The 24555-nt window shown below is 43.0% G+C and carries 19 protein-coding genes and 1 pseudogene; 7 read left to right on the top strand and 13 right to left on the bottom strand.

Annotated elements, in window-relative coordinates:
• Positions 1-3: 3 nt before the first annotated feature.
• Positions 4-993, bottom strand: coding sequence for a proline racemase family protein (locus tag HCZ91_RS09600; protein WP_179799178.1), 990 nt, complete (start codon positions 991-993; stop codon positions 4-6).
• 234 nt (positions 994-1227) lie between these two features.
• Between HCZ91_RS09600 and HCZ91_RS09595 the strand changes: the two genes are divergently transcribed.
• Complete coding sequence (locus HCZ91_RS09595) at positions 1228-2025, top strand: helix-turn-helix domain-containing protein (protein ID WP_179799177.1); 798 nt, start codon at positions 1228-1230, stop codon at positions 2023-2025.
• 42 nt (positions 2026-2067) lie between these two features.
• Here the strand turns inward: HCZ91_RS09595 and HCZ91_RS09590 are convergent, their stop codons facing one another.
• Together HCZ91_RS09590 and HCZ91_RS09585 are read right to left on the bottom strand one after the other, a co-directional pair.
• Positions 2068-3333, bottom strand: a complete 1266-nt coding sequence (locus tag HCZ91_RS09590) for an integrase arm-type DNA-binding domain-containing protein (protein WP_179799176.1) — start codon at positions 3331-3333, stop codon at positions 2068-2070.
• A 1307-nt stretch (positions 3334-4640) separates the two neighbouring features.
• Positions 4641-5132, bottom strand: a complete 492-nt coding sequence (locus tag HCZ91_RS09585; protein WP_257020035.1) for a hypothetical protein — start codon at positions 5130-5132, stop codon at positions 4641-4643.
• Positions 5133-5333: 201 nt separating this feature from the next.
• On the opposite strand from HCZ91_RS09585, the gene HCZ91_RS09580 reads away from it, so the two are divergent.
• Entirely contained in the window at positions 5334-6002 is a 669-nt protein-coding gene (locus HCZ91_RS09580; protein WP_179799175.1) for a hypothetical protein, read from the top strand.
• Positions 6003-6157: 155 nt separating this feature from the next.
• Here HCZ91_RS09580 and HCZ91_RS13980 read toward each other — a convergent pair whose 3' ends face one another.
• The 4 genes from HCZ91_RS13980 to HCZ91_RS09565 form a co-directional block, all read right to left on the bottom strand.
• Positions 6158-6322 carry a hypothetical protein gene (locus HCZ91_RS13980; protein ID WP_257020034.1) on the bottom strand — a complete coding sequence of 55 codons (165 nt, stop codon included), beginning with the start codon at positions 6320-6322 and terminating at the stop codon, positions 6158-6160.
• Between the two features lie 25 nt (positions 6323-6347).
• Entirely contained in the window at positions 6348-6554 is a 207-nt protein-coding gene (locus HCZ91_RS13975) for a virulence RhuM family protein (protein WP_257020033.1), read from the bottom strand.
• Positions 6555-6745: 191 nt separating this feature from the next.
• Entirely contained in the window at positions 6746-7489 is a 744-nt protein-coding gene (locus HCZ91_RS09570) for a M90 family metallopeptidase (protein WP_179799174.1), read from the bottom strand.
• 83 nt (positions 7490-7572) lie between these two features.
• Entirely contained in the window at positions 7573-8145 is a 573-nt protein-coding gene (locus tag HCZ91_RS09565) for a TetR/AcrR family transcriptional regulator (RefSeq protein WP_179799173.1), read from the bottom strand.
• A gap of 83 nt (positions 8146-8228) precedes the next feature.
• On the opposite strand from HCZ91_RS09565, the gene HCZ91_RS09560 reads away from it, so the two are divergent.
• Positions 8229-8726, top strand: a complete 498-nt coding sequence (locus HCZ91_RS09560; protein ID WP_346342189.1) for a DUF2855 family protein — start codon at positions 8229-8231, stop codon at positions 8724-8726.
• A gap of 177 nt (positions 8727-8903) precedes the next feature.
• On the opposite strand, the gene HCZ91_RS09555 is transcribed toward HCZ91_RS09560, so the two are convergent.
• Positions 8904-9542, bottom strand: coding sequence for a GDSL-type esterase/lipase family protein (locus tag HCZ91_RS09555; RefSeq protein ID WP_346342188.1), 639 nt, complete (start codon positions 9540-9542; stop codon positions 8904-8906).
• 518 nt (positions 9543-10060) lie between these two features.
• On the opposite strand from HCZ91_RS09555, the pseudogene HCZ91_RS13970 reads away from it, so the two are divergent.
• The 3 genes and pseudogenes from HCZ91_RS13970 to HCZ91_RS09540 form a co-directional block, all read left to right on the top strand.
• Positions 10061-11353: pseudogene (locus HCZ91_RS13970) on the top strand (circularly permuted type 2 ATP-grasp protein); the annotation flags it as partial.
• Positions 11354-12213: 860 nt separating this feature from the next.
• Complete coding sequence (locus HCZ91_RS09545) at positions 12214-12999, top strand: transglutaminase family protein (RefSeq protein ID WP_101205892.1); 786 nt, start codon at positions 12214-12216, stop codon at positions 12997-12999.
• Between the two features lie 42 nt (positions 13000-13041).
• On the top strand, positions 13042-13782 hold the full coding sequence (locus HCZ91_RS09540; RefSeq protein WP_179799172.1) for a peptidase: 741 nt from the start codon (positions 13042-13044) through the stop codon (positions 13780-13782).
• A gap of 50 nt (positions 13783-13832) precedes the next feature.
• Here HCZ91_RS09540 and uvrA read toward each other — a convergent pair whose 3' ends face one another.
• The 5 genes from uvrA to yghU form a co-directional block, all read right to left on the bottom strand.
• Positions 13833-16400: an excinuclease ABC subunit UvrA gene (uvrA, locus tag HCZ91_RS09535; protein ID WP_179799171.1), complete on the bottom strand. Its 2568-nt coding sequence runs from the start codon at positions 16398-16400 to the stop codon at positions 13833-13835.
• A gap of 237 nt (positions 16401-16637) precedes the next feature.
• The gene (locus tag HCZ91_RS09530) at positions 16638-17882 is read right to left on the bottom strand and encodes a DUF819 family protein (RefSeq protein ID WP_179799170.1); all 1245 of its coding nucleotides are present in this window, start codon (positions 17880-17882) and stop codon (positions 16638-16640) included.
• A 277-nt stretch (positions 17883-18159) separates the two neighbouring features.
• The gene (locus HCZ91_RS09525) at positions 18160-19830 is read right to left on the bottom strand and encodes a DEAD/DEAH box helicase (RefSeq protein ID WP_179799169.1); all 1671 of its coding nucleotides are present in this window, start codon (positions 19828-19830) and stop codon (positions 18160-18162) included.
• A gap of 606 nt (positions 19831-20436) precedes the next feature.
• Entirely contained in the window at positions 20437-21729 is a 1293-nt protein-coding gene (locus HCZ91_RS09520) for a DUF1176 domain-containing protein (RefSeq protein ID WP_257020032.1), read from the bottom strand.
• 262 nt (positions 21730-21991) lie between these two features.
• A complete protein-coding gene (gene yghU, locus HCZ91_RS09515) occupies positions 21992-22813 on the bottom strand; it encodes a glutathione-dependent disulfide-bond oxidoreductase (protein WP_179799168.1) in 822 nt (273 codons plus the stop codon).
• Between the two features lie 339 nt (positions 22814-23152).
• Here yghU and HCZ91_RS09510 point away from each other — a divergent pair, with 339 nt between their 5' ends.
• Positions 23153-24529 carry a DHA2 family efflux MFS transporter permease subunit gene (locus HCZ91_RS09510; protein ID WP_057760253.1) on the top strand — a complete coding sequence of 459 codons (1377 nt, stop codon included), beginning with the start codon at positions 23153-23155 and terminating at the stop codon, positions 24527-24529.
• Positions 24530-24555 lie beyond the last annotated feature (26 nt).

Below are 24555 nucleotides of genomic sequence, written 5' to 3'. Positions count from 1 at the left end.
TATCTATAAAGAAATACCCCATTTGAACGGATCGCTGTCTTGAACGATGAGCGAGGTCTCTGCACATACGTAGGCGTACCCTCGGATCGTGGGGATAATAGTATTGATAGGGTGGTTATGAAGAGAGCTATGATGACTAAGCACATCAATAGGCTGATAGCTGGCACTAAAGACACTGCCAATGATGCTTTGCTGATACCAAGTCTCACCAGGTGCGAGTACATTGTCTGCGGCTAAGCAAGCCAATTTGGCACTGGTTCCAGTACCACAAGGAGAGCGATCGTAGGCAGATCCAGGGCATAATACGAAGTTTTTGCTGTTAGTGCCGGCGAGATCGCTCTTGCCAAACAGTTCTATATGATCAATTTCGCCATTGTCAGCACCCGTGATTCCAGACTTATGAAGAGCTTTTTTGATCTGTATGCTAAATTGAGTAAGCGCCTCAACATTATTGGCTTCAATAGCTTGCTTATGATCGTTGACTAAGAAAAACCAATTACCACCCCAAGCGATATCTCCATAGATAGGACCGATATCGGGTACTTGAACTTCTACTTGTTTTTGGTAGCGATAAGAGGGGATATTCTGGACGCTACAACTACCATCATCATGCAAGGTTGCTTTAACTAGGCCTACGTTTGTTTCTAGATAGTGATCACCAGCGGTTATCTTTTGTTGATAAGCTAGAGATGTAATAACGCCGATAGTGCCATGGCCACACATACCTAAATAGCCATGATTATTAAAGAAGATCACGCCAGCCGTGGCACGAGGATCAGAAGGCGGGCACAAAATCGCTCCGACAAGCACATCATTACCACGAGGTTCTAGGATAATACTTTGACGTAAATGATCGAAATTCTGTTTGAAGTCTTGAAGTTTTTCTTGAATAGATTGCCCACTAAGCTCAGGAAATCCTGCATACACCATACGAGTAGGTTCACCGCCAGTATGCGAATCAATAATCTTAAGAGTGAAAAGCGTATCAAACATGACTGCCTACCTGATTCATCCGTGAGTTAATATACTGTTAGCGTTATTCATAAATGAACAAGGCGTAAATATAGAATGACGTTTTTCAGAAAAGCAGTCTTGATGTTTTTATATGAATAAATGCGCATTTCTGCACAGGCTATAAAGATATTTAGGAGTATAAATATTGTGTAGCACCCTAAAATACCTGAAAAGCTCAACGACAAGCTTGAGATGCTATATGAGAATATACCGATGCGGCCGTTAGTATTAGAAACACTTACAAAACAACTGTCAAAGCACCTACAGACTTATCAACCAGCCAATTTTGATGAGTTTGTTGGCAATATATCGTTATTGATGCCTCTGTTTGATACTATGAAAAATGTGGTGTTTTTTGTTAAAGATGACCAAGCATGCTATCGATTAGTCAGTAAAACGCTCATTAGACGTAGCGGGCTTAAAAACAAAAAAGCACTAATAGGACTGACTACAGAGCAAGTATTTTTGAAATCTCAAGGGAAGGATTATCTTAATCAGGACTTGAGAGTATTGAGGGAAGGTAGGGAAATTGTTGATAAACTAGAACTTCATAGCTATGCATCAGGACAGCTGGGATGGTGTATCACGCAAAAAATCCCCGTCTATGATGTAGAAAATCATATTGTAGCAATGGTAGGTATATCAGTAGATATTGATGAAGATAACGAGCGGATATTACATAAGCACGCTCGGTTGGCAAGTGTAGATCAATACGTACGAGACAATCTTGATCAAAAAATTAATATTGGTCAATTGGCGAAATTGGCAAATCTTAGTCAATCGCAATTGGAGCGTACCTTCAAAGCAGTACTGAATATGTCACCCATTCAGTTTGTACAAAAAATGCGCTTAGAGCATGCCATTCGACTATTAGCGAATCATAAGCTAACAGTAACTCAAGTCTCCTTAAACTGTGGATACGGTGATCATAGCGCCTTTAGTCGACAGTTTAAGCAGTTTACTGGCATGTCTCCTGTGAACTTCCGTAAAATACATTTCAAAGAGCCATAAATAAGTGCAAAAAAATATGGTTTTTGACTCTAAAATAACTCTCTAACGACTCCGAAGCTCATCTATATAATCTGCCCAATCTTGCATCATCTGTACCCTAGTATCGATTTCATCAAGTCTGTTGTAAGCCCCGCCATGTGTGTCTTTGATACGATGGCCTAGCTGTAATTCTGTGACGATGTCAGAATAGCGTAGCTCAGGCTGTTCCATGAGTAAGGTTTTAGCCGATGCTCGAAATCCATGCGCACATTGCACGTCTTTGTATCCAAGTCGGTGGAATATCTGCACCAACGTCGCTTTACTAATATAAGCATTGCTTGAACCGCGCATCGACGCAAATACATGCTCTTTATGCCCTGTAATTGACTGAATGTTTCGTAATCGAGAAATCACTTGCGTGGCCAAGGGGACAACTAAGTGAGAGACCATATCGTCACGACCTTCGCCTTTGGTCGGGGAGAACGCCCATGTATTATTATCCCAATCGATGTCATCCCAACGCATCGAGCGCAGATCGATACTACGTACAAATACATAAGGCAATAAGTTCATCGCCTCTAATGTAATCTTACTTGCACCTCTAAAATCAGACATATCTTTTAGAAGCGTCGCAAATTGATCTGGTTTGGTGATGGCTGGCAAGTGATGGCCTGAATTGGCAGGGGCAAGCTCACCACGGGTATCGACAGCTACATTTCTATCGCACAACCCTCGAGCAACAGCGAATGAAAAGACTTTTTCAGTGTATAGCCGAGTGCTCGCACCAACGAAAGTCGCTTGATTGCCATTGTTTTGAATCGACTCGCACACACTCAGTATCATCTCACTGGTGATATCGTCCATTCTTAAATCACCAATCTCTTGGCACATATATCCTAGACATAAATCCCAGAACTTGAGGGTTGACTCACTGTATGACGGTTTTTTAGATTTACTTTGATTGCGACCTGCTGTTTTGTGTTCTCGCCATGCTTTTGCAATCTCAGAAAATGGTGCATTTTTTAGGTGAATATATTTATTGGTTTGTTCTTTTTGCTGGATAGCTTTAGGGTCAGAGCCTTTTGCGACCATATCAAGAATGGTGTCTGCTTTATACTTAACCTCATGGAGACTGACATCCTCAATCTTACCCAACATCATCCTAGGGCGTTTGCCCTCGATATGCGGATGGGAGTAACGTAAGTAGTATTCCTTTTTGCCATTTGGATAAATACGAAGACTTAAGCCAGCTACACCTGAGACACTGACAGAATAATCTTTGTCTCGGCATTCGAGCTTGTTGATATCGTTTGCTGTGTCGATAGCCATAATGTATATCCGTCATATGATAATTAAGGTTGATGATAGGTTTATGATTGATGACTTATAAAAAGTCTCTTCTGTAGAAAAATATAGAAGTATTGGACACTATCATGGACACTGGTATTCGTTAGTGTTGTTAGTAAAGCCTTTTAGATAATAGTTTTTAAGACGTAATTATCCCCAAGGTTAACTTGGGGATAATTATAGCATAGTGGCCAAATATTGAGTAGGCCATACGCTGAGAGGGTTACACGGCATTTCTACCAGTTATTTCGATACATAGTTAAATGCGATTATGGTATCCATGATTGATTCGGCAAGGAGTTGAGCATATTCTCTATAAAACACATGCTCCTGTACTCGCACAGAATATAAAAATCAGGGTCATAATACTGTTCTGTGCAAATTTGGAATGCACCAATTTTGAGGGGTATATAGAAAATATATAACGACGGACTAAATACATTAAAAAATATCAATAGATAGCTCATTCATCTTAAAAATGGCTTGGTAACAATAAATAGAGGATGGCTGTTTGTGGGTAGATAAAATTTATCGCTACGCAAAAGAAAACAGCGTCAGTTCTAATTATTTAACAATCTGTCTATGAGTTAAATTTGAAAGGTTATACGTGATGACTTGGGCATAGTGATTGAAGGCTAGATAAGATTAGAAATATTCGAAGGAGTTATAACGTTCGGCTGAGTTTTTGCAATTTAATCTATTTTGGTAATATTAGAGGATTTCTAATCATACAAATGATGGTTATCGAAAATAGGTTATCAGCTTTTCTATATTAAGGATTTAACCAGCGGACATAGATAATAAATAAACTATCGTAGACGAGCAGCCATGATCATCTCGAATAAAAAGCTAATAACATATGTGAGCGTAGCAATTAGCATTTTAGCGAAGTATAGAGCATTGATAACCAGTTATATATTGAGTCCAAGTTCTACCATTTAGCAAAAGTTAAAATTGACTGATGAAATGCGCATCCATGAAAATTATGAAGAATCAACTTTAGCAGGTGTGAACTATAATCCAAAAGATTCGGTTGAATTAACAGGACAGAGTTAGTCGGCGAGAGCTAAACAGTTTGGTAGGATGTTTATATCCAACAGCATCAGAAATACATAATCGTTATGATTCTATAGTTAGTAAGGCTTAAGCATACTACTCAATAGACTTCATTTAACATAATATACATTATGCGAAAACAAACTAGCGGTTTTAGTAGCTAAGCGTAAAACCATTTACACCATGTCATTCTTATGCCTTATATCAGATTTAATATTAGTTATAGAGTTTTACTAACGACAATTTTCAAGTAAATGCTGACGCAAAGTTTTGTCATCCTGATCTAAAACTACGTCTGCGACTTGGCAATTTTTATCATTGTCATCACATGACAGCTCATAATAAACATCGCTACCTTGTGCCAAGCTAACCTGAACCAATCCTTGAGCAGTTATTGAAAACTTCTTGTCTTGCGTATAGTCAGGATCTTGCGAGTTCCAAAGCACATCGTAATCTATATTGCAGGACGTCTGAGTTTTATCAAAATATTCTTGCTCAAGTTGCATGGCTGCTTGCAAGTCAGCATCTGCATATTGCTGCAGCACTACAGGATTACTCATACCTTGGTCATCAATATCTTGTTGGTACATTTTCGTGATGGTCGCAATCTTCATATCAGCCATGGCATTTTGTTTCTGATCTACTTTTGATACATCGGCTATAGCGTGACCGACAGGCATCAGTCCTATGGTCAATAGTAATGTCAGCGATTTATATGTTGGCATCTTATTCTCTGCGAGCTTCTGTCCTATAAGTGTTATGATTATTACATCATACCTATATTCGGACTCTGCTGTATTATCGTATCATTCAGGTTTACTTACTAAAATATCGATTACATAGCGCTTCTATGGTATTTTTTACCGGTTCCCATGACAATTTATAGTGATTTTTCTTTCGCTAATAACTGTGCTAAGGATGATTTTATGATGACATTACCTGCTTTTTTTAAGGAAAAATCTGCGACATTAGCCTATAGTAGTCTTTTGCTATTCACGCTAGCTGCTACGGGTTGTCAGTCTGCTTCTGAGTCCAGTGAAGCCATTGTATCTCAGCCAACCAGTAGCTCATCAACACCTAGTAATGCTGATATCAGTCAGCAAACTCTTAGACAGCAAGCGTTACGTATACAGCGCGCCCTGGCAAATAAGGACTTTTCTAGAATCACTAATGATATCCATCCAACACGCGGCGTTCGTTTTTCGATGTACGCTTATGTACGGCCTGAGTCAGATAAAGTCTTTAGCCGCGGGCAATTTGCACAGTATTTACAGCAGTCTAACATTCAATTTACTTGGGGCGAAAAAGACGGTACTGGCGATCTATTGGTCACGCCGTTGCCTGCTTATCTGGATACTTGGGTGGATGGCAAAAAGTTCAATAATGCTAGTATCAATGTCAATGAATTCAAAAATAATGGTAATTCTATCAATAATTTAAAAGAAATATACCAAACATCAGATGTTGTAGAATTTTATTATAAAGGCACGGATGAGTATGATGGTATGGACTGGCGGGTACTACGCTTGGTATTTGATGAGTATCAAGGCAAGCGTTACCTAGTGGCTATCATTAATGACCAATGGACGGTTTAAGGTGTAGAGAAAGATTGCCCGACAACTTTTATAAGGCTTGTTTAAAGTGACAGCTTACTCTATCTGGATATAAATGCTATATATATTCAATTAAAGATATATAGCGGATTGTGCTACATGGTTTTTGGTATAGTTTTTAATGACAAGCTTTGTTACTAGCCCTCTAACGACAACATATTCATAATCAATTTGATCAAAGTTTCTTTTTGGTTGGGGTCAGACTCAGCGACCAGTAAGATTAAAGCTGCAAGCCCAGTATTATTGATGACCATGTCGCCTTTATTATTCAGCAGTCGGTGGTTACGGCGTAAAAAATCCACGAACAAAAAAGCGCCGCTGCAGTGCTCAACGTCTAAATTGCACGCCTTGGGGAGATTTGATGCGATAACCGACTGATATAACCACGTCTAAGTCATAAAAAGTCACCGGGCGATCAGAATTTGCAATATGCATTTTTTGTATATTGCTTTTTTCAGCGATTTCTTCATCTTTTATGGCATTGGCGATATGACGAGAAATGACTGATTGATCACGACCAAACAACTCGGTCATTTATGCTTGTGACAGCCAGACAGTCTACTGCTCGAAACGTACATCTACTTGCGCCTTTCCATCAGCACTTTCATAGATTTCTGCTTTTGCCACATTATCACTTATAGCGTTAGTCATTTCAGCTTCCCTAATTCTAATATGCTTATGCTGTCTTAAATACAGCTTACTATCACCATCCCTATAAATATCACTTATAACGGCGTCTGACGAAAGAATTTCACCATAATCTCATAAATATCCGGATAAGCATCAACTAGCTTTTGTGGGGTCTCAAAAAACACTTCACTGAGAACGGCAAAAAATTCTGCAGGATTGGTTGCGCCATACCGATCAAGCCCTGACTTGCGATGTGTTTGAAAATCTTCAAAATCGCGACTCATAATCTGAGTCCAGTTTGCAGGATCCATATTAGGTTGCATGGGCGGAAAGCCATTGGCACGGCCATTCATCATATCGAGCTTATGAACAAACTCATGAATGACAACGTTATGCCCGTCACGTTCGCCTGAGTGCTTAGCGTCCTTCCATGAGAGAATGACAGGCCCCCGCAGCCATGCTTCCCCGCTACGGTGTTGACTGCCTTCGTGGACGATACCAAACTCATCTACGGTGGTGCTGTCGCTCTTGTACGAGCCAGGATAAATGATGATGGATGACCAACCAGCATACCAGTCAAGACCTAAGTTCAAGATCGGCAAACAGGCTTGTAGTGCAATCGATTGTCTCACAGCATTGGTAATCTCAAAACCTTGTGCACCAATGATGGACTTATCAGCCAAAAACAATGTCGCGAGCTCAAATAAATGCGTCATCTCGTCAACACTCAATCTGTCGAGTATCACGATACGCTCAGCCGCTTGCATCCAATCGGCATGGGTAAATTCACTATTATCTAATATACGCTGTTCACGCCAATCTTTTATGATGTCAAACATAATTTGCTATCCTTAAACCTTACGATATTGAAATAACTCAGCCTAGCGTGCACTCACTTGCCACAAATATACCAATATCGTTATTAAGAAGACTTTATGGCATCCAACTGTACTCCAACCACACGAAGTGCCATCGTCTTCCAATCTAGCTCCAGTTCATCGGCGAACACTACATGGTGACTAATACTGACGTACCCATGCACAATTGCCCAGATATCTAACGCTATTTGCCGACGTTCCGTCATGCTAGCATCTTCTGATAAATAAGAACCTGCCACCCGTACCAGTTTTGAAAATGCACTGTCTCTGGCTGCAACTGCTTCTTCAGAGGGCTGATATCCTGCATCAGATTCCCCAAAAATCAGCCGATAGTGTGCCTCGTGTTGCTCGCCCACATTGAGATAACCCAAGCACGCTTCTAATACTTGCTCTTTACATGCTTTGCCCTCTGGAATCACATCCATGGCTTCACGGACTAGGTTAAACCCTTCTATGTACAGCGCATCTAGTATGCCCTGCTTGCCTTGAAAATGGCTGTATATACCGATTGTAGACAGGCCTGCGCGTTTAGAGATACCACGCACGCTTAAGGCATCCCCGCCTCCTTCTAAGAAAAGCTCTGATGCAGCATTTAATATTTTGGTTCTGGCATCCATTAGATTCTCACTAGGTCTTGACAATTATAACAGTGTTATTCTAGTATATAACACTGTTATGCACAAACAATTATGAATTGATTGTGTTGATAGAAGCTCAACTTAGAGTAAGGACACTATTTGTTAATTCCATCGATGCTTATGACAGTGTGCTTAGCTATGACACGCTTGAGCAGATTGATGCGACCAAACCGACAGTCATTGTAGATGTGTCAGCCAATACTGACGTGCTTAGCCGTCTACACAGACACTTAGGCGACAACATGCGCTATACCAGCAATGTCGGTCGTACGCATTGGGACGAGCCACGTCATGCCGAAGGTATCATTCAAGCACGTAGCCAGCAGTTTTTTGCGCCCAGCCATGTACAGCAATGCATGAAAGAATGGGGCCCTGAAGAATTTAATAAACGCTCTATGCGCTACGTCATGAACAGTACAGCAAAAACCAATGCATGGCTAAAAATTAAAGAGCTTGACGGGGTTAATGGCTTGCTGGAGGTTTATGAAGACATTTGCGAAGGTAAAATAGCCGCTGATGAAGGTTTAGTAGTTGTCATGGGCGACAATGAAAAAGACTAGGCTATAAAATTTAGCGACTATTTGTCATTAGCAAAATACAAATAAAAAAGCAGAGAGTCTTGCCAATAAACTCTCTGCTTTTTGTGTGCGTTATACACTGACTACAGACATACACCTTACTCATAATTTTTAAACTTAAAAGCTTTTAAACTTAAAAACTGTGGTTTAAATTTCGGTTTAGCGTACCCACCCTTCATCTTTTAGATACTCATGCAACCCTTCAGCGAACTGTCTGTAGCCTGCTGCATTAGCATGAATTTTATCAGATTTCAATGCATCATCTGACAGTACAGTGGACCAGCCATCAGAATACAGAGGTATGTCTTCAGCTTCCGCAATATCTTCATACAGTGGATTATCACTGGCCTTACCAAACAAAGCACTGGTACTGAGATGCGGCTCAGCGATTAGGACAACATCAATATTATTGGATCGTAAGGTGTCTATAGTCGCGATGATATTAGCTCGCGTGGTATCAGGCGCAATGCGCTGTAATACATCATTACCACCCACACCCAGTAAGACCAAATCAGGGTTTTGCTCAGTGATCTCATTCACTCGAGTCAGTACATCTGCAGAAGTATCACCATTGACGCCTGCATTAACGACGTTCCATTTGCTTAGCTCTGCTAGCACCGTAGGATACGCTGTTTTAGTATTTGCGCCGTAACCATAGGTTAGAGAGTCGCCAAGTGCGATCACTGTGCTACCAGCGGGCAAGGTATCTTGTTGGGGCTCGCTACCACAGCCAGTCACACTGATAGTCGCTGACAACCCTATACTTGCTAGCATTAAGAGCCTACCACGTAGCTTCACGTCTTCTCTCCTCCTGTTTATATTTAGTTAAACTTATTAGAATTAGGTTCAAGTTTTTAAAAATCTATTATTTAACTCTTGTTGTATATTGCTCATTAACCGTTGTATAGTCCATACAGGAGATAGACTACCTGTTGGGCGCAGTACAAGTGCTACTCTACTTAGCATAGACAGTGTATTCATCATAAAGTATAACTTTACCAAGGATACGTGAGGTATTTATGAATAAAACAGCATCTCAAAGTCAGTCTAAGGATGGAAACCCAGACAAAGAAAAATCTGCAAATCAGAGTCAGAGTCAGAGTCAGTCCATTAAAGCAACCAGAACCGATACCACAAGTCCTGATTCAACGATGGCCAAAGATACCTTAACAAAAGACACTTCAGAAAAACCTGAGAAAAAACCACAAAGTTTCGATGAATTGCAGATAAGTAAGGGTAAGTATCGCCCAGTGGCACAAGCTGTTGGCCATTGGCTTGATAACATCAACATGGATGCCCTCAATTATCTAAACGAACAAGCAGAAAATATCTTTTACCGTAAAGGGGTTACCTTTACCGTCTATAGCGATGCCAAAAACATCGAGCGTATGATTCCGTTTGATATCATTCCACGCATTATTGCCGCGAGCGAATGGAAACAAATAGAAGCAGGCTGTAAACAGCGTATCACCGCTCTCAATGCATTCTTACATGATATTTACCATGACCAAGCCATCATGAAGGCGGATATTGTCCCTGCCAGCTACGTCTATGCCAGTGGCTGTTATGAGCCATGGATGATGGGCATTGAGCTCGACAAACCTATCTATTCGCACATCAGCGGTATTGATTTGATTCGAGACGAGACAGGTAGATTTTGTGTATTAGAGGATAACTTGCGTACCCCATCAGGCGTCTCATATATGCTTGAGAGTCGCAATATATCAGAGACACTATTAGCTGATATATTTTCTGACACCCCTATTATGGGTATTAGTGATTACCCTAGCCGTCTCAAAGCCTGTCTTGCCAGCTCAACATCCAAATATGATCCACAAGTCGTCATTTTAACGCCAGGTCGCTTTAATAGTGCCTATTATGAGCATGCCTTCTTAGCGCATGAGATGAATGTACCACTCGTTCATGGTTATGATTTGGTCGTTGAGGACAGCAAAGTCTATATGCAAGGCATTCGCGGCAAGGTACAAGTCGATGTGATCTACCGCCGCATTGATGATCCCTATATTGATCCGTTAGCCTTTAAATCTGATTCCATATTGGGTGTATCAGGGCTAATGAGTGCTTATCGCGCTGGCAACGTGGTAATTGTTAACGCCCCAGGTACGGGTGTGGCCGATGATAAGAGTTTATATCCTTTTGTGCCAGATATGATCAAATTCTACTTAAATGAAGAGCCCATCCTACCTAATATCGAGACATACCAGTGCCGTAAGCCCGACGATCTCAAATATGTACTCGACAATCTAGACAAGCTGGTGGTAAAAGAAACGCAAGGTTCAGGTGGCTACGGAATGCTCATTGGTCCGACATCAACCAAAAAAGAAATCGAAGAATATCGCCTGCGTCTGCTTGAAAACCCAGCCGGTTTTATTGCCCAACCGACTATCTCATTATCTACCAATCCCACTGCCGTAAGCGACGGTATCGCACCGCGTCATATTGACTTACGTCCCTTTATCCTCAGTCATGGTGATGGCACAGTAGATATTGTACCTGGTGGTCTGACACGAGTGGCCATGGTTGAAGGCTCTTTGGTCGTCAATTCATCCCAAGGCGGCGGTATCAAAGACACTTGGATTATTGATGACAGTGATTTAGACAACCAGCAAACCGACAAGTGCTCGCCTTTATCATCAGTAGGTGTCAATGCTTCAGGGCATGCGAACTACTATGATCGCGTCCAGCCCTTAGAAACAGGTTACGAGAGTTTAGATGATGCGCCCATGATACTGCTACTCTCTACCGCCAGCCACTTAATATGGCTAGGCCGATATAGTGAGCGTCTGTATTACTACGACGATGTGATGAAACAACTCATCAAAGGCGATCTCAAAAAATCACAGATTAGGCATCTAATTAGTCACTTAGGGTTTGCCGTTGATGGTGAAGTGTCACTGACCACCATGAAAGCACAAATGATGGCTGATTTGGAACAAAACATCATACCCAATATCGTGCAATCGATTGAGGACAATGTCCAAGAGGCCAAAGGTGTCATTGGTAAAGATACCGCTGAGTTATATAACTTGATCAAGCGTTTATCAAGTGCTGGCACGTATCGAGCAGCGACCTTGCAGCTACACGCGTGTAACGCTGCGATGAAACAAGAAAATCCGACAGTGACTTGCTTCTGGCAATTAGGGCGCCACTTTGAGCAGCTTGAGCGTGCCGTCTTGTTGGAAGAGGATTCAACAGAGATCAGTTTTGAATTCAGACATTGGATTAATGAGTTGCCGGAGAATACGCGCTGGCGTGAGCTTATCCGCTTGACCAACCAGATGATCAGGTCAAAGAAATTTAGTGATTTTGCGCTGATTAGCAAAGAGTTCAATCTCATATTGCGTCAAGGTGTATAGAAGGTGTCTAGCCAAAAACCAATAACAATGGCTCATGAGACATATGGAATAAACAGAAAATAGAAATAGAAAGACGCTATAAGGAAAATGCCATGAAACTTCAAATCAGTCATCAAACCAACTATTATTACGATGAGCTGGCACAGCGCAGTGTACAGTATATACGCATGACCCCCATGCAAATGCCGCACCAAACCATTCATAAATGGGATGTGATGCTCCCTAAAGTGGCTACCAATCAAAAGGATGGCTTTGGTAATGCATGGCTCACGCTCAGTCGTAACGAGGCACATAACAACTTACAAATGCAGGCGTCGGGTATCGTTGAGATCAACACCGAAACCGAACGTTTAGAAGATATGGATCATGTCCCCTACCTGCTATTTACCGTACAAACCCCGTTGACCAAATGCTCACAAGAGATGCGAGAATTTGCAGCGCCATATCTAAAAACCCCTACTCACGACAGCTTAAAGGCAATGGCGAATGCCCTTATTATGAAAATGCCTTTTGTTAAAGACGTCACGCATGTGGGCACGACCGCTGCTGAGGCGTTTGCGACAAGTGCTGGTGTGTGCCAAGACCATACGCATGTATTTTTAGGTATCTTGCGCGATCAACAGATTCCAGCCCGTTATGTGTCTGGTTATCTGTATGACGATACCGAAAATCACATGGCCAGTCACGCATGGGCTGAGGTTTGGCTGGATGGTTACTGGTATACTTTTGATATCTCAAATCAGGCATTTACCCCAAACTCACATGTGTATGTGGCTATTGGGCGAGATTATCTAGATACGGCGCCTGTTCGCGGCGTGCGTATGGGCGGCGGTTACGAAAATCTTTACAGTTTGGTATTAGTCAAAAAGCTATCATAGCGTTTGCTATTTTTTATTACGTTTATTCATCAAGGGTATTTTATGACTTATTGTGCTGCCATTCGTCTAAAAGACGGTATGGTCTTTGCCAGTGACACGCGCACGAATGCCGGTGTTGATCACATATCGACATTCAGAAAGTTGTATCAATACGGCGTTGAAGGCGAGCGCTTTATGGTGCTACAGACAGCTGGTAGCTTAGCGACATCGCAGGCAGTGTTCAATAAACTACAAAGCGACATTGACCAGCGTGCTGAGAGTAACCTCAATACAGTAGCGACGTTGTTTGATGCCGCGCAAATGGTTGGTGAATGTATGCGTGATGTTATGAACCATGCAAAAGCAGTCGCTAACTCTACTCGCGATGGTGCATTTACCAGCTCGTTTATGCTTGGTGGTCAAATAAAAGGACAGCCACCTGAGCTATACCTGATTTATCCTGAAGGCAATTGCATCAAAGCCACTGAAGATACGCCCTTCTTTCAGTTAGGTGAAAGCAAATATGGCAAACCTATTTTGGATCGTTCTGTCAGCTACAACACGGATGTAAGGCACGCGGCACGTGCGTTGATGCTGTCATTTGATTCCACGATTCACTCAAACCTATCAGTCGGTATGCCGATAGATTTTGTACTTTATAACAATGACAGCCTAGCTCTGCCCAACGGCCGACGTATTGATGAGCGTGATGAGTACTTTAATACGATTCGTCATCAGTGGTCAGATGCGTTACGTCGCACGTTAGTTGAATTGCCTAAATGTCCTGATGGTTATTGGGGATAGTCCTTCCACCTTCGAACCCAATTTGAAGACTTGTCGTCACTTCAATAAAATCATACCGATAAGAAAGGTGCAGTACGGCTGTCTTTTGATTGGGCCACGTCATGTGGTGTACCTTGAGCGACGATTTCTCCGCCCGCATCCCCTGCCCCTGGTCCGATGTCAATGATCCAATCGCTATTGCTAGCCACTTGCATGTCATGTTCAACCATGATGACAGTATTGCCCGCATCGACGAGACCATTTAACTGCGTCATAAGCATAGACACATCGGCAGGGTGTAGACCTGTGGTTGGCTCATCCAATATGTATAGGGTGTCGCCTCGCTGTGTGCGTTGCAGCTCAGTGGCAAGTTTAATCCGTTGCGCTTCTCCGCCTGATAACTCGGTGGCAGGCTGACCTAAACGTAAGTAGCCAAGCCCAACTTGCAGCAACGCCTCTAATGCACGCAAAATAGGCGCTTCATCAACAAAAAATTCATGTGCCGCTTCAACTGTTAAATTCAAAACTTCAGCGATGTTTTTGTCTTGATAAGTGATTGCTAGCGTATCCTCGTCATAGCGTTGACCATAACAAACCTGACAAGGCGCATAGACGCTTGGCAAAAATAACAGCTCAACACTGACAAACCCTAACCCTTCGCAATTTGGGCAACGACCTTTGGTCGTATTAAATGAGAACCTGCCAGCATCATAGCCATGAGATTTTGCTTGTTTGGTGGCCGCAAACAGCTTGCGTACATCGTCAAACAAACCAGTATAGGTTGCCAAATTAGATCGCGGTGTACGACCAATTGCTTTTTGATTAATATTAATAAGGCGACGGACGTGCTCCATACCAGCGACAATTTCACCGCCAGTTACTGACTCAAGCTCCTGCTCAAGTAAATCTGCTTCACCGACAGGCGCTTCTGTAACTGTCTTCTGCCCCAACGCTTCACTAATAAGCTCTACCAATGCTTGGCTGACGAGGCTTGATTTGCCTGAGCCTGAGACCCCTGTAACGCTGGTCATGACCCCAAGCGGAAACTCAACGTCTAATCCTGTAATATTATTTCGCTCAATGTTGGCAAGTTTGAGCCAGGCTGCCGGCTGCCTCGTGCTAGATTTTGACTTCGCGTTAGACGTAGTATTGGCAAAGAGATATTGACCAGTATGCGACTGTTCAACCTCACGAAGACCATCTACAGGACCACTATAGACAATCTCACCACCATGCGTGCCTGCCTTTGGCCCGACATCGACTACCCAATCAGCATGTCTAATGACACTAACGTCATGCTCAACGACAAACACCGAGTTACCAGCCGCGATTAGCTCATCCAAAGACCCTAGCAATGCTTGAGTATCAGCAGGATGCAGACCTGCCGATGGCTCATCAAGGACATAGACCACGCCAAACAGCTGCGAGCGAATTTGAGTAGCCAAACGCAACCGCTGTAGCTCACCAGGAGAGAGTGTCGGTGTGGTACGCTCAAGCGAGAGATAGCCTAACCCTAACCTTGTCAGCGCTTCAACACGAGAGAGGATATCACTGGCAATACGTTGGGCGACGATAGCTTTTTCGCGGTTTGGTGTGTTATCGGCTACCTTGGTACAAGCGGTTACTTCTAATTTTTCCGCCATTTCTGTTAGCGTTAGCTGTGATAGCTCGCCTATATCCAATCCTGCAAACTTAACCGATAGCGATTCTTTCTTTAGTTTTTTGCCGTGACATTCTGGGCACTCAGATATTTGCATAAATTGCGAGACACGTTTTTTGGTACGCGGGCTTTGGGTCGTGGCAAAAGAATGCAAAATGAAGTTTTTGGCACTGACAAAAGTACCCATATAATTTGGTTTCTCACCGTTTTCTATCGCATCGCGCGTTTGCTCAAGATTGTATTCAGGATAGACAGGCACTGTCGGCGTATCATCTGTAAACAAAATCCAGTCGCGTGTTTTTTTAGGTAGTGTGTGCCATGGTTTATCAATATCATAGCCCAATGTGGTCAATATACGACTGAGGTTTTGACCTTGCCACGCTGGTGGCCAAGCTGCAATCGCCCGCTCACGGATGGTCTTGGTATTGTCTGGCACCAACAGCTTTTCAGTGACTTCAAAGACACGGCCGATACCTGAGCAAGTCGGACAAGCGCCATCTGGGGTGTTGGGAGAGAATGCATCAGCGTATAGAATCTCTAGATCGGCAGGATACTCTCCTGCTCGTGAGTACAGCATGCGCAGACCATTGGATATCGTCGTTACGCTACCCACGGACGAGCGCACTGAAGGCGTACCTCGCTTTTGCTGCAAGGCGACTGCTGGTGGCAACCCTTCTATGGTATCAACATCCGGCTCATCGACCTGATCAATGAGTCGTCTGGCATAAGGCGATACAGAATCAAGATAACGGCGTTGTGACTCGGCAAATAGTGTACCGAATGCTAATGACGACTTGCCTGAGCCTGAGATACCAGTAAAGACCACCAAGGCATTACGAGGTAAGTCAACATCAACGTTCTTCAAATTGTGTACGCGCGCACCTCTGACCTGAATATTGTCTTGGTCAGGGTTATAAAGGGTATTTCTCACTGTGCTTGTTTTACTTGTTTTTTCTTCTAATTTTTCTGAATTTGCCATAGCGTTATTGTTCCTATCGAATCGTTGTTTATTCCTAACGTGCTTAGTTTTCTTTACTTGATTAGTTGTCTTTATTTAATTAGCAGAAAGGTTAACACGTACTCATGTGTGGCCATGGCTAGGCTTACATATCAATAGCATAGATAGACAAAACGATAACTCAAGTCACCCAATCATTAATAATAAAAAACCCGCATCAAGGCGGGTTTTGTTTAGCAAGAACTGAAAATTTAGACATTAAGACACAACCAAGCGCATCAATTGGGTGCTGATATAACCACCAAATGTCCCTACTGCGTAACCTAAAATACCCAAGAACACGCCAACAGGCGCTAGCGATGGATGAAAAGCTGTGGCGACAATCGGTGCAGAAGAAGCACCGCCCGTATTGGCATTAGAGCCAACTGCCAAAAAGAAGAACGGTGCTCGAATGATTCTAGCAACGGCAAATATGATAACGACATGGATGCTCATCCATAGTAAACCGATAAGCAATAGTCGCCACTGTGAGACGACTCCAGCCAGATTGATTTGCATACCAATCGCGGCGATTAATACAAAGATAAATACCGTGCCGATTTTTGATGCGCCAACATGATCTAACCTACGTATCTTAGTAAACGAAAATATAACACCTATTACCGTAATAATTACCACCATCCAAAAGAACGAGCTGGCAAAGCTATATTGAACGGCCCAACTATAAGGCGCAAAGAAATCTGCAATCTGGCCACCGACAAAGTGCGCCACTCCGACCATCGCAAAGCATAAGCCAAACATCACCATCAAATCATTGATGGTGGCTGGGCGGGCATGATCACGCTCATAGCTTTCAACCGCTTTAACTACTTTATCGATACTACTGGTATCAGCGCGTAGAAAACGATCTATCTTTTCGCTGTGTTTTGCCATGACCAAGATAGCCAGTAGCCACAATGAGGCATTGGTGGTATCGACCAAAATCATCATGCCAAATAAATCATCACTGACCCCGAACAGCTCTTTCATCGCTGCTTGGTTAGCCGCCCCGCCAATCCAACTGCCCGCTACAGCAGAGAACCCACGCCATAATGTATCGTAAGTGAATATTTCAGGCGATACCCATTTGGCAATCCCTAAACTGATCGGACCACTAATGATGATAGCGATACTAGCAGCGAAAAACATCGCGATCGCCTTCCAGCCTAGCCCTAGTATTTTTGGTACATCCATAGATAAGGTCATCAATAGTAAACTTGCTGGCAGCAAATAAGTCGCAGTAAAGCCATAAATCTGCGAACCAATACCATCGGCAAACACACCCAAGCTATTTAGAGTGGCTGGTATAAAGCAGCAAAGTACAATACCAGGCAATACGGCATAAAACCGACGCCAAAACTTACCCGGTAAGCCTTGGGTATAAAAAACCAGACCAATAATGGCCATAATGATGCCAAAGGCTAATGGCAAATTATCAATTGCTAAATTTGAGGTGGCAGGCATCAAGGTGCTCCAAGAATTACAACGGGCAAAAGTAAATCAGTATAGACAAGGCAAAAAACTCCTGCAAGCAGCCATCGACTATTAGCTAGGATTTGCTGAGTAGTATTTAACAGAATGAATAGCAAGGTAACGGCTAGGCAAGTAAGGACGTAAGCTAATCATGGCGCTATACAAAACAAGTAAACGCAAAAAAGCCAGATAACAAGTATCTGGCTTTTTTAGTGCTATCTTTAGACGATTAATAAATCAATGATTTTAATCGTCAAATATAGCTGTATTACGAGTTGTTACCACGGTTACCGCCGTTTGGACGACCTTGACCACGGCTGTCAGAACGACCAGCTGGACGGCCTTGGCTACCGCTTGGACGACCGCGACCAGTTGCAGCACGCTCACCACGTGGAACGCCATTGCTATCACCGCGGCTTGGGCCACCAGTGCGCTTGCCTTGATACGGCTTGCCACCTGAACGCTCATTCGGTTTGCCTGACGTATCACGTGGCTTACCTTGATAACCGCTGTCGTTGCTAGCGCGTTGACCAGTTGGAGCGCTGTCGCTTGAACGACCACGACCTTGACCACCACCGCTAGATTTACCAGCATAGCCACCGCCTGAACGACCACGGCCTTGACCGCCACCGCCGTTAGAACGACCACGACCACGGCCACGACCATTACCTTTGTTTTCGCTAGGTACGTAAGTTTTCTTAGGCTCCATACCTTCGATAACACATACTTCCATTTTGCGATCTAGATAACGGTTGATAGCGTTAAGCTGTGGACGATCATCCATGCTACATAGGCTGATAGCAACACCAGTACGACCAGCACGACCACAACGACCGATACGATGGACGTAATCTTCAGTCTGACGCGGCAAGTCATAGTTGATAACGTGCGAGATAGCTGGGATATCTAGACCACGAGCAGCAACGTCAGTCGCTACTAGGATTTTTACTTTACCATTACGCAAGTCTTGAACGATACGGTTACGCTTGCTCTGTGGCAAGTCACCATGTAGGAAGCTTGCTTTATGGCCTGCTTCTTGTAACTGTTTAGCCAGTTTTTCAGTGCTACGTTTGGTAGCAGCAAAGATAATGATTTGTTCCATATCTTGTTGGCAAACGATTTTGTCAAGTAAACGGTTTTTGTGATCAAAATCATCACAGTAGTACACTTTTTCTTCGATGTGTGCAGATTCTACTTTGATTGATACGCGCTCAGGGTTCTTAGTGAAACTGGCAGCGATTTTACCTACTGGGCCATCCCAAGTTGCTGAACACATGATCGTTTGACGATCGATTGGCGCTGCACGAAGGATATCACTAATGTCATCAGCAAAACCCATGTCTAGCATACGGTCAGCTTCGTCAAGTACCAATACTTCTAGGTTTGATAAGTCAACGCGACCTGCATTGATATGGTCAAGTAGACGACCAGGAGTTGCAACGATTACTTGAACGCCCTTTTTCAAGGCAGTGATCTGACCGTTGTATGGTGCGCCGCCAACTAGTGGTACACAAAATAGACCGCGCATATCTTTAGAATAAGTGCGAACGCTGTCATGTACTTGCTGAGCAAGTTCACGCGTTGGCGTTAGGATAAGTGCTTTGGTTAGTTTGTCAAAGCTAGTAGCACGGCTCAAACGATCAAGTACAGGGATAACGAAAGCCGCTGTTTTACCACTACCCGTTTGCGCTGACAATAAAAGGTCACGACCTGCTAGAGCAAAAGGAATGGCTTGTTCTTGAATAGGGGTTGGATTGGTATAGCCACTGCGATCAAGCGCAGTAAGAATTGGCTTAGCAATGCCAAGATCAGTAAAGGTGATTTTGTTTTCTTCAGTGGCGTCAGTAGCAGCCGCTTGAGTATTATTATCAGTATTTGGAGTGTCAGTGCTTTCGATGATGCCGTTTTCAGCGGCGATTGCAGATAAGATGTCAGTCATAGTAATCCTTGGTAAGTATAAGTTGCTGTAAATTCAGCAAACTTGATGCATACCACTGATAACCGTTCACCACGCTGCTCTTATTAGCATTACCGAGCAATATAAAATTGTCGATAATTAGAAACCAAGCCAATAGAGCTTAGCGTCTTTATAATAAATGCGTTCGTGCTGTCTGACGTATTTTGGTGGTAGTGCCGAGTGTCTTATCCTTGCTTGATATACGCTCATTATCAATGCTTTGTCCAAAGCAGATAAAGGCAAACAGCAACCAATCTAGACCCTAGTTATAGGCCAGTAGATAAGATATGAGTCAAAAATAACTGATATTTTTAAAAGGTTATTTAAGTACACAAAATCATCGGCAACAATTACTTATGGTCATCCTAGACCCAAAATCGCAGGCGATGTTATCAATCTCATAATTCACGAAAGCCTAAGCTAACGTGGCGACGCAGTATAGCACAATAAAAAAAATATATGTACCTATTTCTTCAATTACTAAGTAAATAAGCACTAACAGTGTTGATAATAAACAATTTTAGGTGATTTATTTAATACCTAAAGCAAAATTGAATAACTAAAGCAAATGAACTACTCGCTATTTATCTATCGTACTACTTTGACTTCTGTGACATAGGTAGGTAGCTGCCATGCCCCGCCCGCCTCGATTAAGCGGCATAGTCCAGTGGTGCTTTCATGACTCTTTTCAAATGTACGGCCCGTCCATAGCCAATCGGTTTTGCTCATGCAATCACCGATGCCGCGACCTTTTTGTACAGAGGTAAGCTTGCCTTTATCGTAGCCAGTAGCATTGGTCGTCACCAATGTTGGCTTATAAGGTTTACTGTCATTGATTACCCAAACCCCTGCTCCAGCGTTATAAGCGCCTGTCCAGCACTCATGCTGTGCCAACAGCTGAGAGCCATTTAGACGACTGATACGCCAAGGTGATTTGTCTGAAAGATTGGGACAAACGCTGTCTGCATCTTTCATTGTGCCTTTTACCAACGCTGCCAACTGAGAGGACCTCATCACAAACTTTTTGTCATTATCATCGTCCGCTTTGGCACTTGGCACGACAAACCGTAGTACCGGTGCGGCTTTGGGAGGCAATATACCGCCACTAGATTTCACAGCATCGTCATTTTTGATAAAAGCACTGGATGTACCAACGCGACCTTGGAACTCATCAGTTTTTAGCATGACAGCACTGGCACCTTTGTCAGATAGCTGCCAACGTGAGTTGCGTAAGGCCAACGTAATCTTACTAGATTTAGTCAAAGCCTCTAATAATGCAGTTACCTGCGCTTGAGTAAGCTCAGCGTTACCTGCAGCGGCTGAATATGGCTTCGTTTCGCCATAATCCTTGTCGTTAATAAACAACGAGATGCGATGACGATTACCGAGCTGCATTAGGGCTTTAGACGAGCTGTCCTTTGCCCCGCCAAGCTTTACTTTACCATCCACGCCAGCATTCGCACCTGCGCGGCGTACGAGCAATATAGAAACCGGGAACTCGCTGTTATTCTCTGCTTGATACCCTGCCAGCCGGCATGTACGCGTATTATCACAAGCGACTTGCCAGTCTTGACTGGTAAACTCAGTCGATGTACTGGCCATACTGGTGGTACTAAATAAAGCTGTGCTAAGCGCTGCAAGTACAGGCAGTAATATTTTATTTTTTATCATATAGGTGGGTTGTTCTTTTATTTTTTTAGGTATGTTTTCTGAGTAATACTCTATAATGATGTTTTTGGGATTTTTATTAAACTGGGCACTATCTTTATAGCTATTGTCATCATACTTATTATCGTCATAGGTAATCCCTGACCTACTAACACCAGTTAAATCAACGCCTTTTGATAGCGACATATTGTTTATATAATTATTGTCTTTCATAATCATCACCTTTCAGTAGAAGAAGTATAAACACCTGTCTATTGTAATGGTGCTCGGCTATCTTAACGCACTAGTGTTTCTATCTGTTGTACTAATGTATCATTGTGTAAATACAAAAGGAAGACCTAGCATACGTTATATTCATTTTTATGAATATATAAAAAGGCTGATAAGCTATTTGCTTATCAGCCTTGCTGCTCTGTTTAAGGTTTATTTATGCTTAAACTGTACTGTTAGATCTAAGCTGTACTGAGTACTTAGTTTAGTCGATTGGTTTTAGCTCTAGCGCTACTGCACGTTTGACCGCAGGACGTTCGGCGATTTTCTTAGCCCAACGCTGCAAGTGTTTGTAGTCTTCTACTTGTAAAAATTCTGCTGCATCATAGAGCTTACCTAGTGCCAACTGGCCATACCAAGACCAGACAATCATATCCGCAATGTTGTAATCAGATTCATTATTGCCGCATAGGTACTCATGATCTTTTAAATGCGTGTTTAATACATCGAGCTGACGCTTGGTTTCCATCGTATAGCGGTTGATTGGATACTCTAAAGGTTCAGGCGCATACGCATAAAAGTGCCCAAAGCCGCCACCTAAGAAAGGCGCGCTACCCATTTGCCACATAATCCAAGACAGACAATCTGCTCGCGCTTTGCCAGTAGCCAGTGGCAGAAATTTATCAAACTTTTCTGCTAGATACATTAGGATAGCGCCTGACTCAAAGAGTGCTATCGGCTCCCCCGCTGTATCAGTAGAATGATCGACCAAGGCTGGAATCTTTGAATTGGGGTTTATCTCTACAAACCCTGAGCCAAACTGCTCGCCTTTAGAAATATCGATTTTGTAGGCATCATATGCTGCCCCGTCAATACCAAGCTCTGCCAGCTCTTCTAATAGTATGTTTACCTTGACACCATTTGGTGTATTTAACGAGTACAGCTGTAACGGGGCATCACCAACGGGCAGCTCTTTATCATAGCGAGCTCCAGACGTTGGACTATTAATACTAGCAAACTTGCCGCCGTTGTCTTTATCTTGCGTCCAAACTTTTGGTGGTACGTATTTATTATTATCTTGACTCATAATTTATCCTCGGTTTGTATTTATGACTGCCGCGAAGGTTTACTATAACGAGAACTCGTAACGATATTAAAGTCCTCTCTTGTAATCAATGTTGTGTTTCTACTGCTAAAGTAAAAAGAGACGAGCTATTAGCACGCATCGAATTTCTTGTCTTGTTTCGCCTCTTTTCCTTTTTAGCAATCCTTCGCATCGTTGCTCTTATATAAGTTATCTTATATCAGTTACTTTGAGTCACTTTTATTATGAGTTAAGCTTTCTTATACTACTCAGCTTGCATAGTGATCTGTTCGCAAATCCGCTATTTTCTTACTTCATAACGAGACGTTCAATGGGACTCACATGGTAACGCTCACCCCGACTCAAGATAAATACTTACCCTATGTGCTAGCGGTAGCGCTATTTATGCAGATTTTAGACGCTACTATTTTGAATACCTCGTTGCCACAAATGGCGCAAGCACTGGGTGAGTCACCATTGAAGATGCAATGGGCCGTCATCAGCTATGCATTAACCTTGGCGATTTTTATCCCTATCAGTGGTTTTTTAGCGGATAAATATGGCACACGCCGCGTATTTCTATCCGCGGTCATCATTTTTTGTATTGGCTCATTACTGTGCGCGGCGTCGCAAACGCTAGATTTTTTGGTTGCTTCACGTGTGGTACAGGGTATCGGCGGTGCCATGATGACGCCTGTCGCTCGCTTGATATTGGTTAAGTCTTATCCGCGCAATAAGCTGCTAACTGTGATGAATTTTGCTGTGATACCTGCATTGGTTGCACCATTAGTCGGTCCAGTATTGGGCGGCTATATCGTGCAATATGCCAGCTGGCATTGGATATTTTTGATCAATATACCGATGGGCGTGGCAGGTTTTATTATGGGCAAAAAACTGGTGCCAGCGCTATATGAAGATACTAAGCGTCTTGATTGGACAGGGTTTGTATTGTTTGCTGCCGCTGCTTGCGGGTTTACACTGGCTGTCGAGTTTGGTTCACAGACAGGTCGCGGAGTTTATGGGTTGTTGCTTGGGTTGGGCGCAAGTCTATTGATAGGCGCGTATGTCTGGCATGCCAAACGGCGAGCAGCTCCCCTGTTTCCACTCAGCTTGTTTGATATTCGCACCTTTCGAATTGGTATTACAGGCAATTTGTTTACGCGGCTTGGTATCAGTGCCGTGCCATTTTTGCTGCCCTTGTTACTCCAAGTGGTGTTTGAGTACTCACCTTCGCAGGCAGGTTGGTTGCTTGCCCCGATTGCGGTGGGTGCTATAGGTATCAAACCTTGGGTTAGCAAAATTATTCAACGGTTTAGCTATCGTAAGGTGCTGGTCTACAATACCTTGTTTATGGGTTCGCTTATCATTGTGCTAGCGCAGTTTAATGATGCCTCGCAGTGGCTATGGTTTATACCTATTCTGACCATCATGGGTGCCTGTAACTCCATGCAGTTCAGTGCGATGAATACGATTACGATTGGCGATTTACAGGGCACACAAACCAGTAGTGGTAACAGCTTAATGGCAGTTAATCAGCAGCTAGCGATTAGCTTTGGTATTGCGTTCGGTGCTGCTGTATTGAATTTATTACGTGAGCGTCTACAGATGGATACACTAGTAGCGTTCCAAACCACTTATTGGATATTGGGCATTTTGACCATTCTCTCGGGGCTGTATTTTTTACGTTTAAAACCTGAGGATGGCCGCGGTTTATACTAGGGCGTGTCTTCAATCGAGAAAAGCTT

This window comes from Psychrobacter sp. BI730 (assembly GCF_013414195.1).
GTDB lineage: Bacteria > Pseudomonadota > Gammaproteobacteria > Pseudomonadales > Moraxellaceae > Psychrobacter.
Note: the sequence above shows the minus strand (reverse complement) of the source record. Positions and strands in the feature narration are given on the sequence as shown.

Coding starts and splice junctions, on each gene's coding strand:
- HCZ91_RS09600 (WP_179799178.1), bottom strand. CDS start 993: ATGTTTGATACGCTTTTCACTCTTAAGATTATTGATTCGCATACTGGC.
- HCZ91_RS09595 (WP_179799177.1), top strand. CDS start 1,228: ATGCGGCCGTTAGTATTAGAAACACTTACAAAACAACTGTCAAAGCAC.
- HCZ91_RS09590 (WP_179799176.1), bottom strand. CDS start 3,333: ATGGCTATCGACACAGCAAACGATATCAACAAGCTCGAATGCCGAGAC.
- HCZ91_RS09585 (WP_257020035.1), bottom strand. CDS start 5,132: ATGCCAACATATAAATCGCTGACATTACTATTGACCATAGGACTGATG.
- HCZ91_RS09580 (WP_179799175.1), top strand. CDS start 5,334: ATGATGACATTACCTGCTTTTTTTAAGGAAAAATCTGCGACATTAGCC.
- HCZ91_RS13975 (WP_257020033.1), bottom strand. CDS start 6,554: ATGACCGAGTTGTTTGGTCGTGATCAATCAGTCATTTCTCGTCATATC.
- HCZ91_RS09570 (WP_179799174.1), bottom strand. CDS start 7,489: ATGTTTGACATCATAAAAGATTGGCGTGAACAGCGTATATTAGATAAT.
- HCZ91_RS09565 (WP_179799173.1), bottom strand. CDS start 8,145: ATGGATGCCAGAACCAAAATATTAAATGCTGCATCAGAGCTTTTCTTA.
- HCZ91_RS09545 (WP_101205892.1), top strand. CDS start 12,214: ATGAAACTTCAAATCAGTCATCAAACCAACTATTATTACGATGAGCTG.
- HCZ91_RS09540 (WP_179799172.1), top strand. CDS start 13,042: ATGACTTATTGTGCTGCCATTCGTCTAAAAGACGGTATGGTCTTTGCC.
- uvrA (WP_179799171.1), bottom strand. CDS start 16,400: ATGGCAAATTCAGAAAAATTAGAAGAAAAAACAAGTAAAACAAGCACA.
- HCZ91_RS09530 (WP_179799170.1), bottom strand. CDS start 17,882: ATGCCTGCCACCTCAAATTTAGCAATTGATAATTTGCCATTAGCCTTT.
- HCZ91_RS09525 (WP_179799169.1), bottom strand. CDS start 19,830: ATGACTGACATCTTATCTGCAATCGCCGCTGAAAACGGCATCATCGAA.
- HCZ91_RS09520 (WP_257020032.1), bottom strand. CDS start 21,729: ATGAAAGACAATAATTATATAAACAATATGTCGCTATCAAAAGGCGTT.
- yghU (WP_179799168.1), bottom strand. CDS start 22,813: ATGAGTCAAGATAATAATAAATACGTACCACCAAAAGTTTGGACGCAA.
- HCZ91_RS09510 (WP_057760253.1), top strand. CDS start 23,153: ATGGTAACGCTCACCCCGACTCAAGATAAATACTTACCCTATGTGCTA.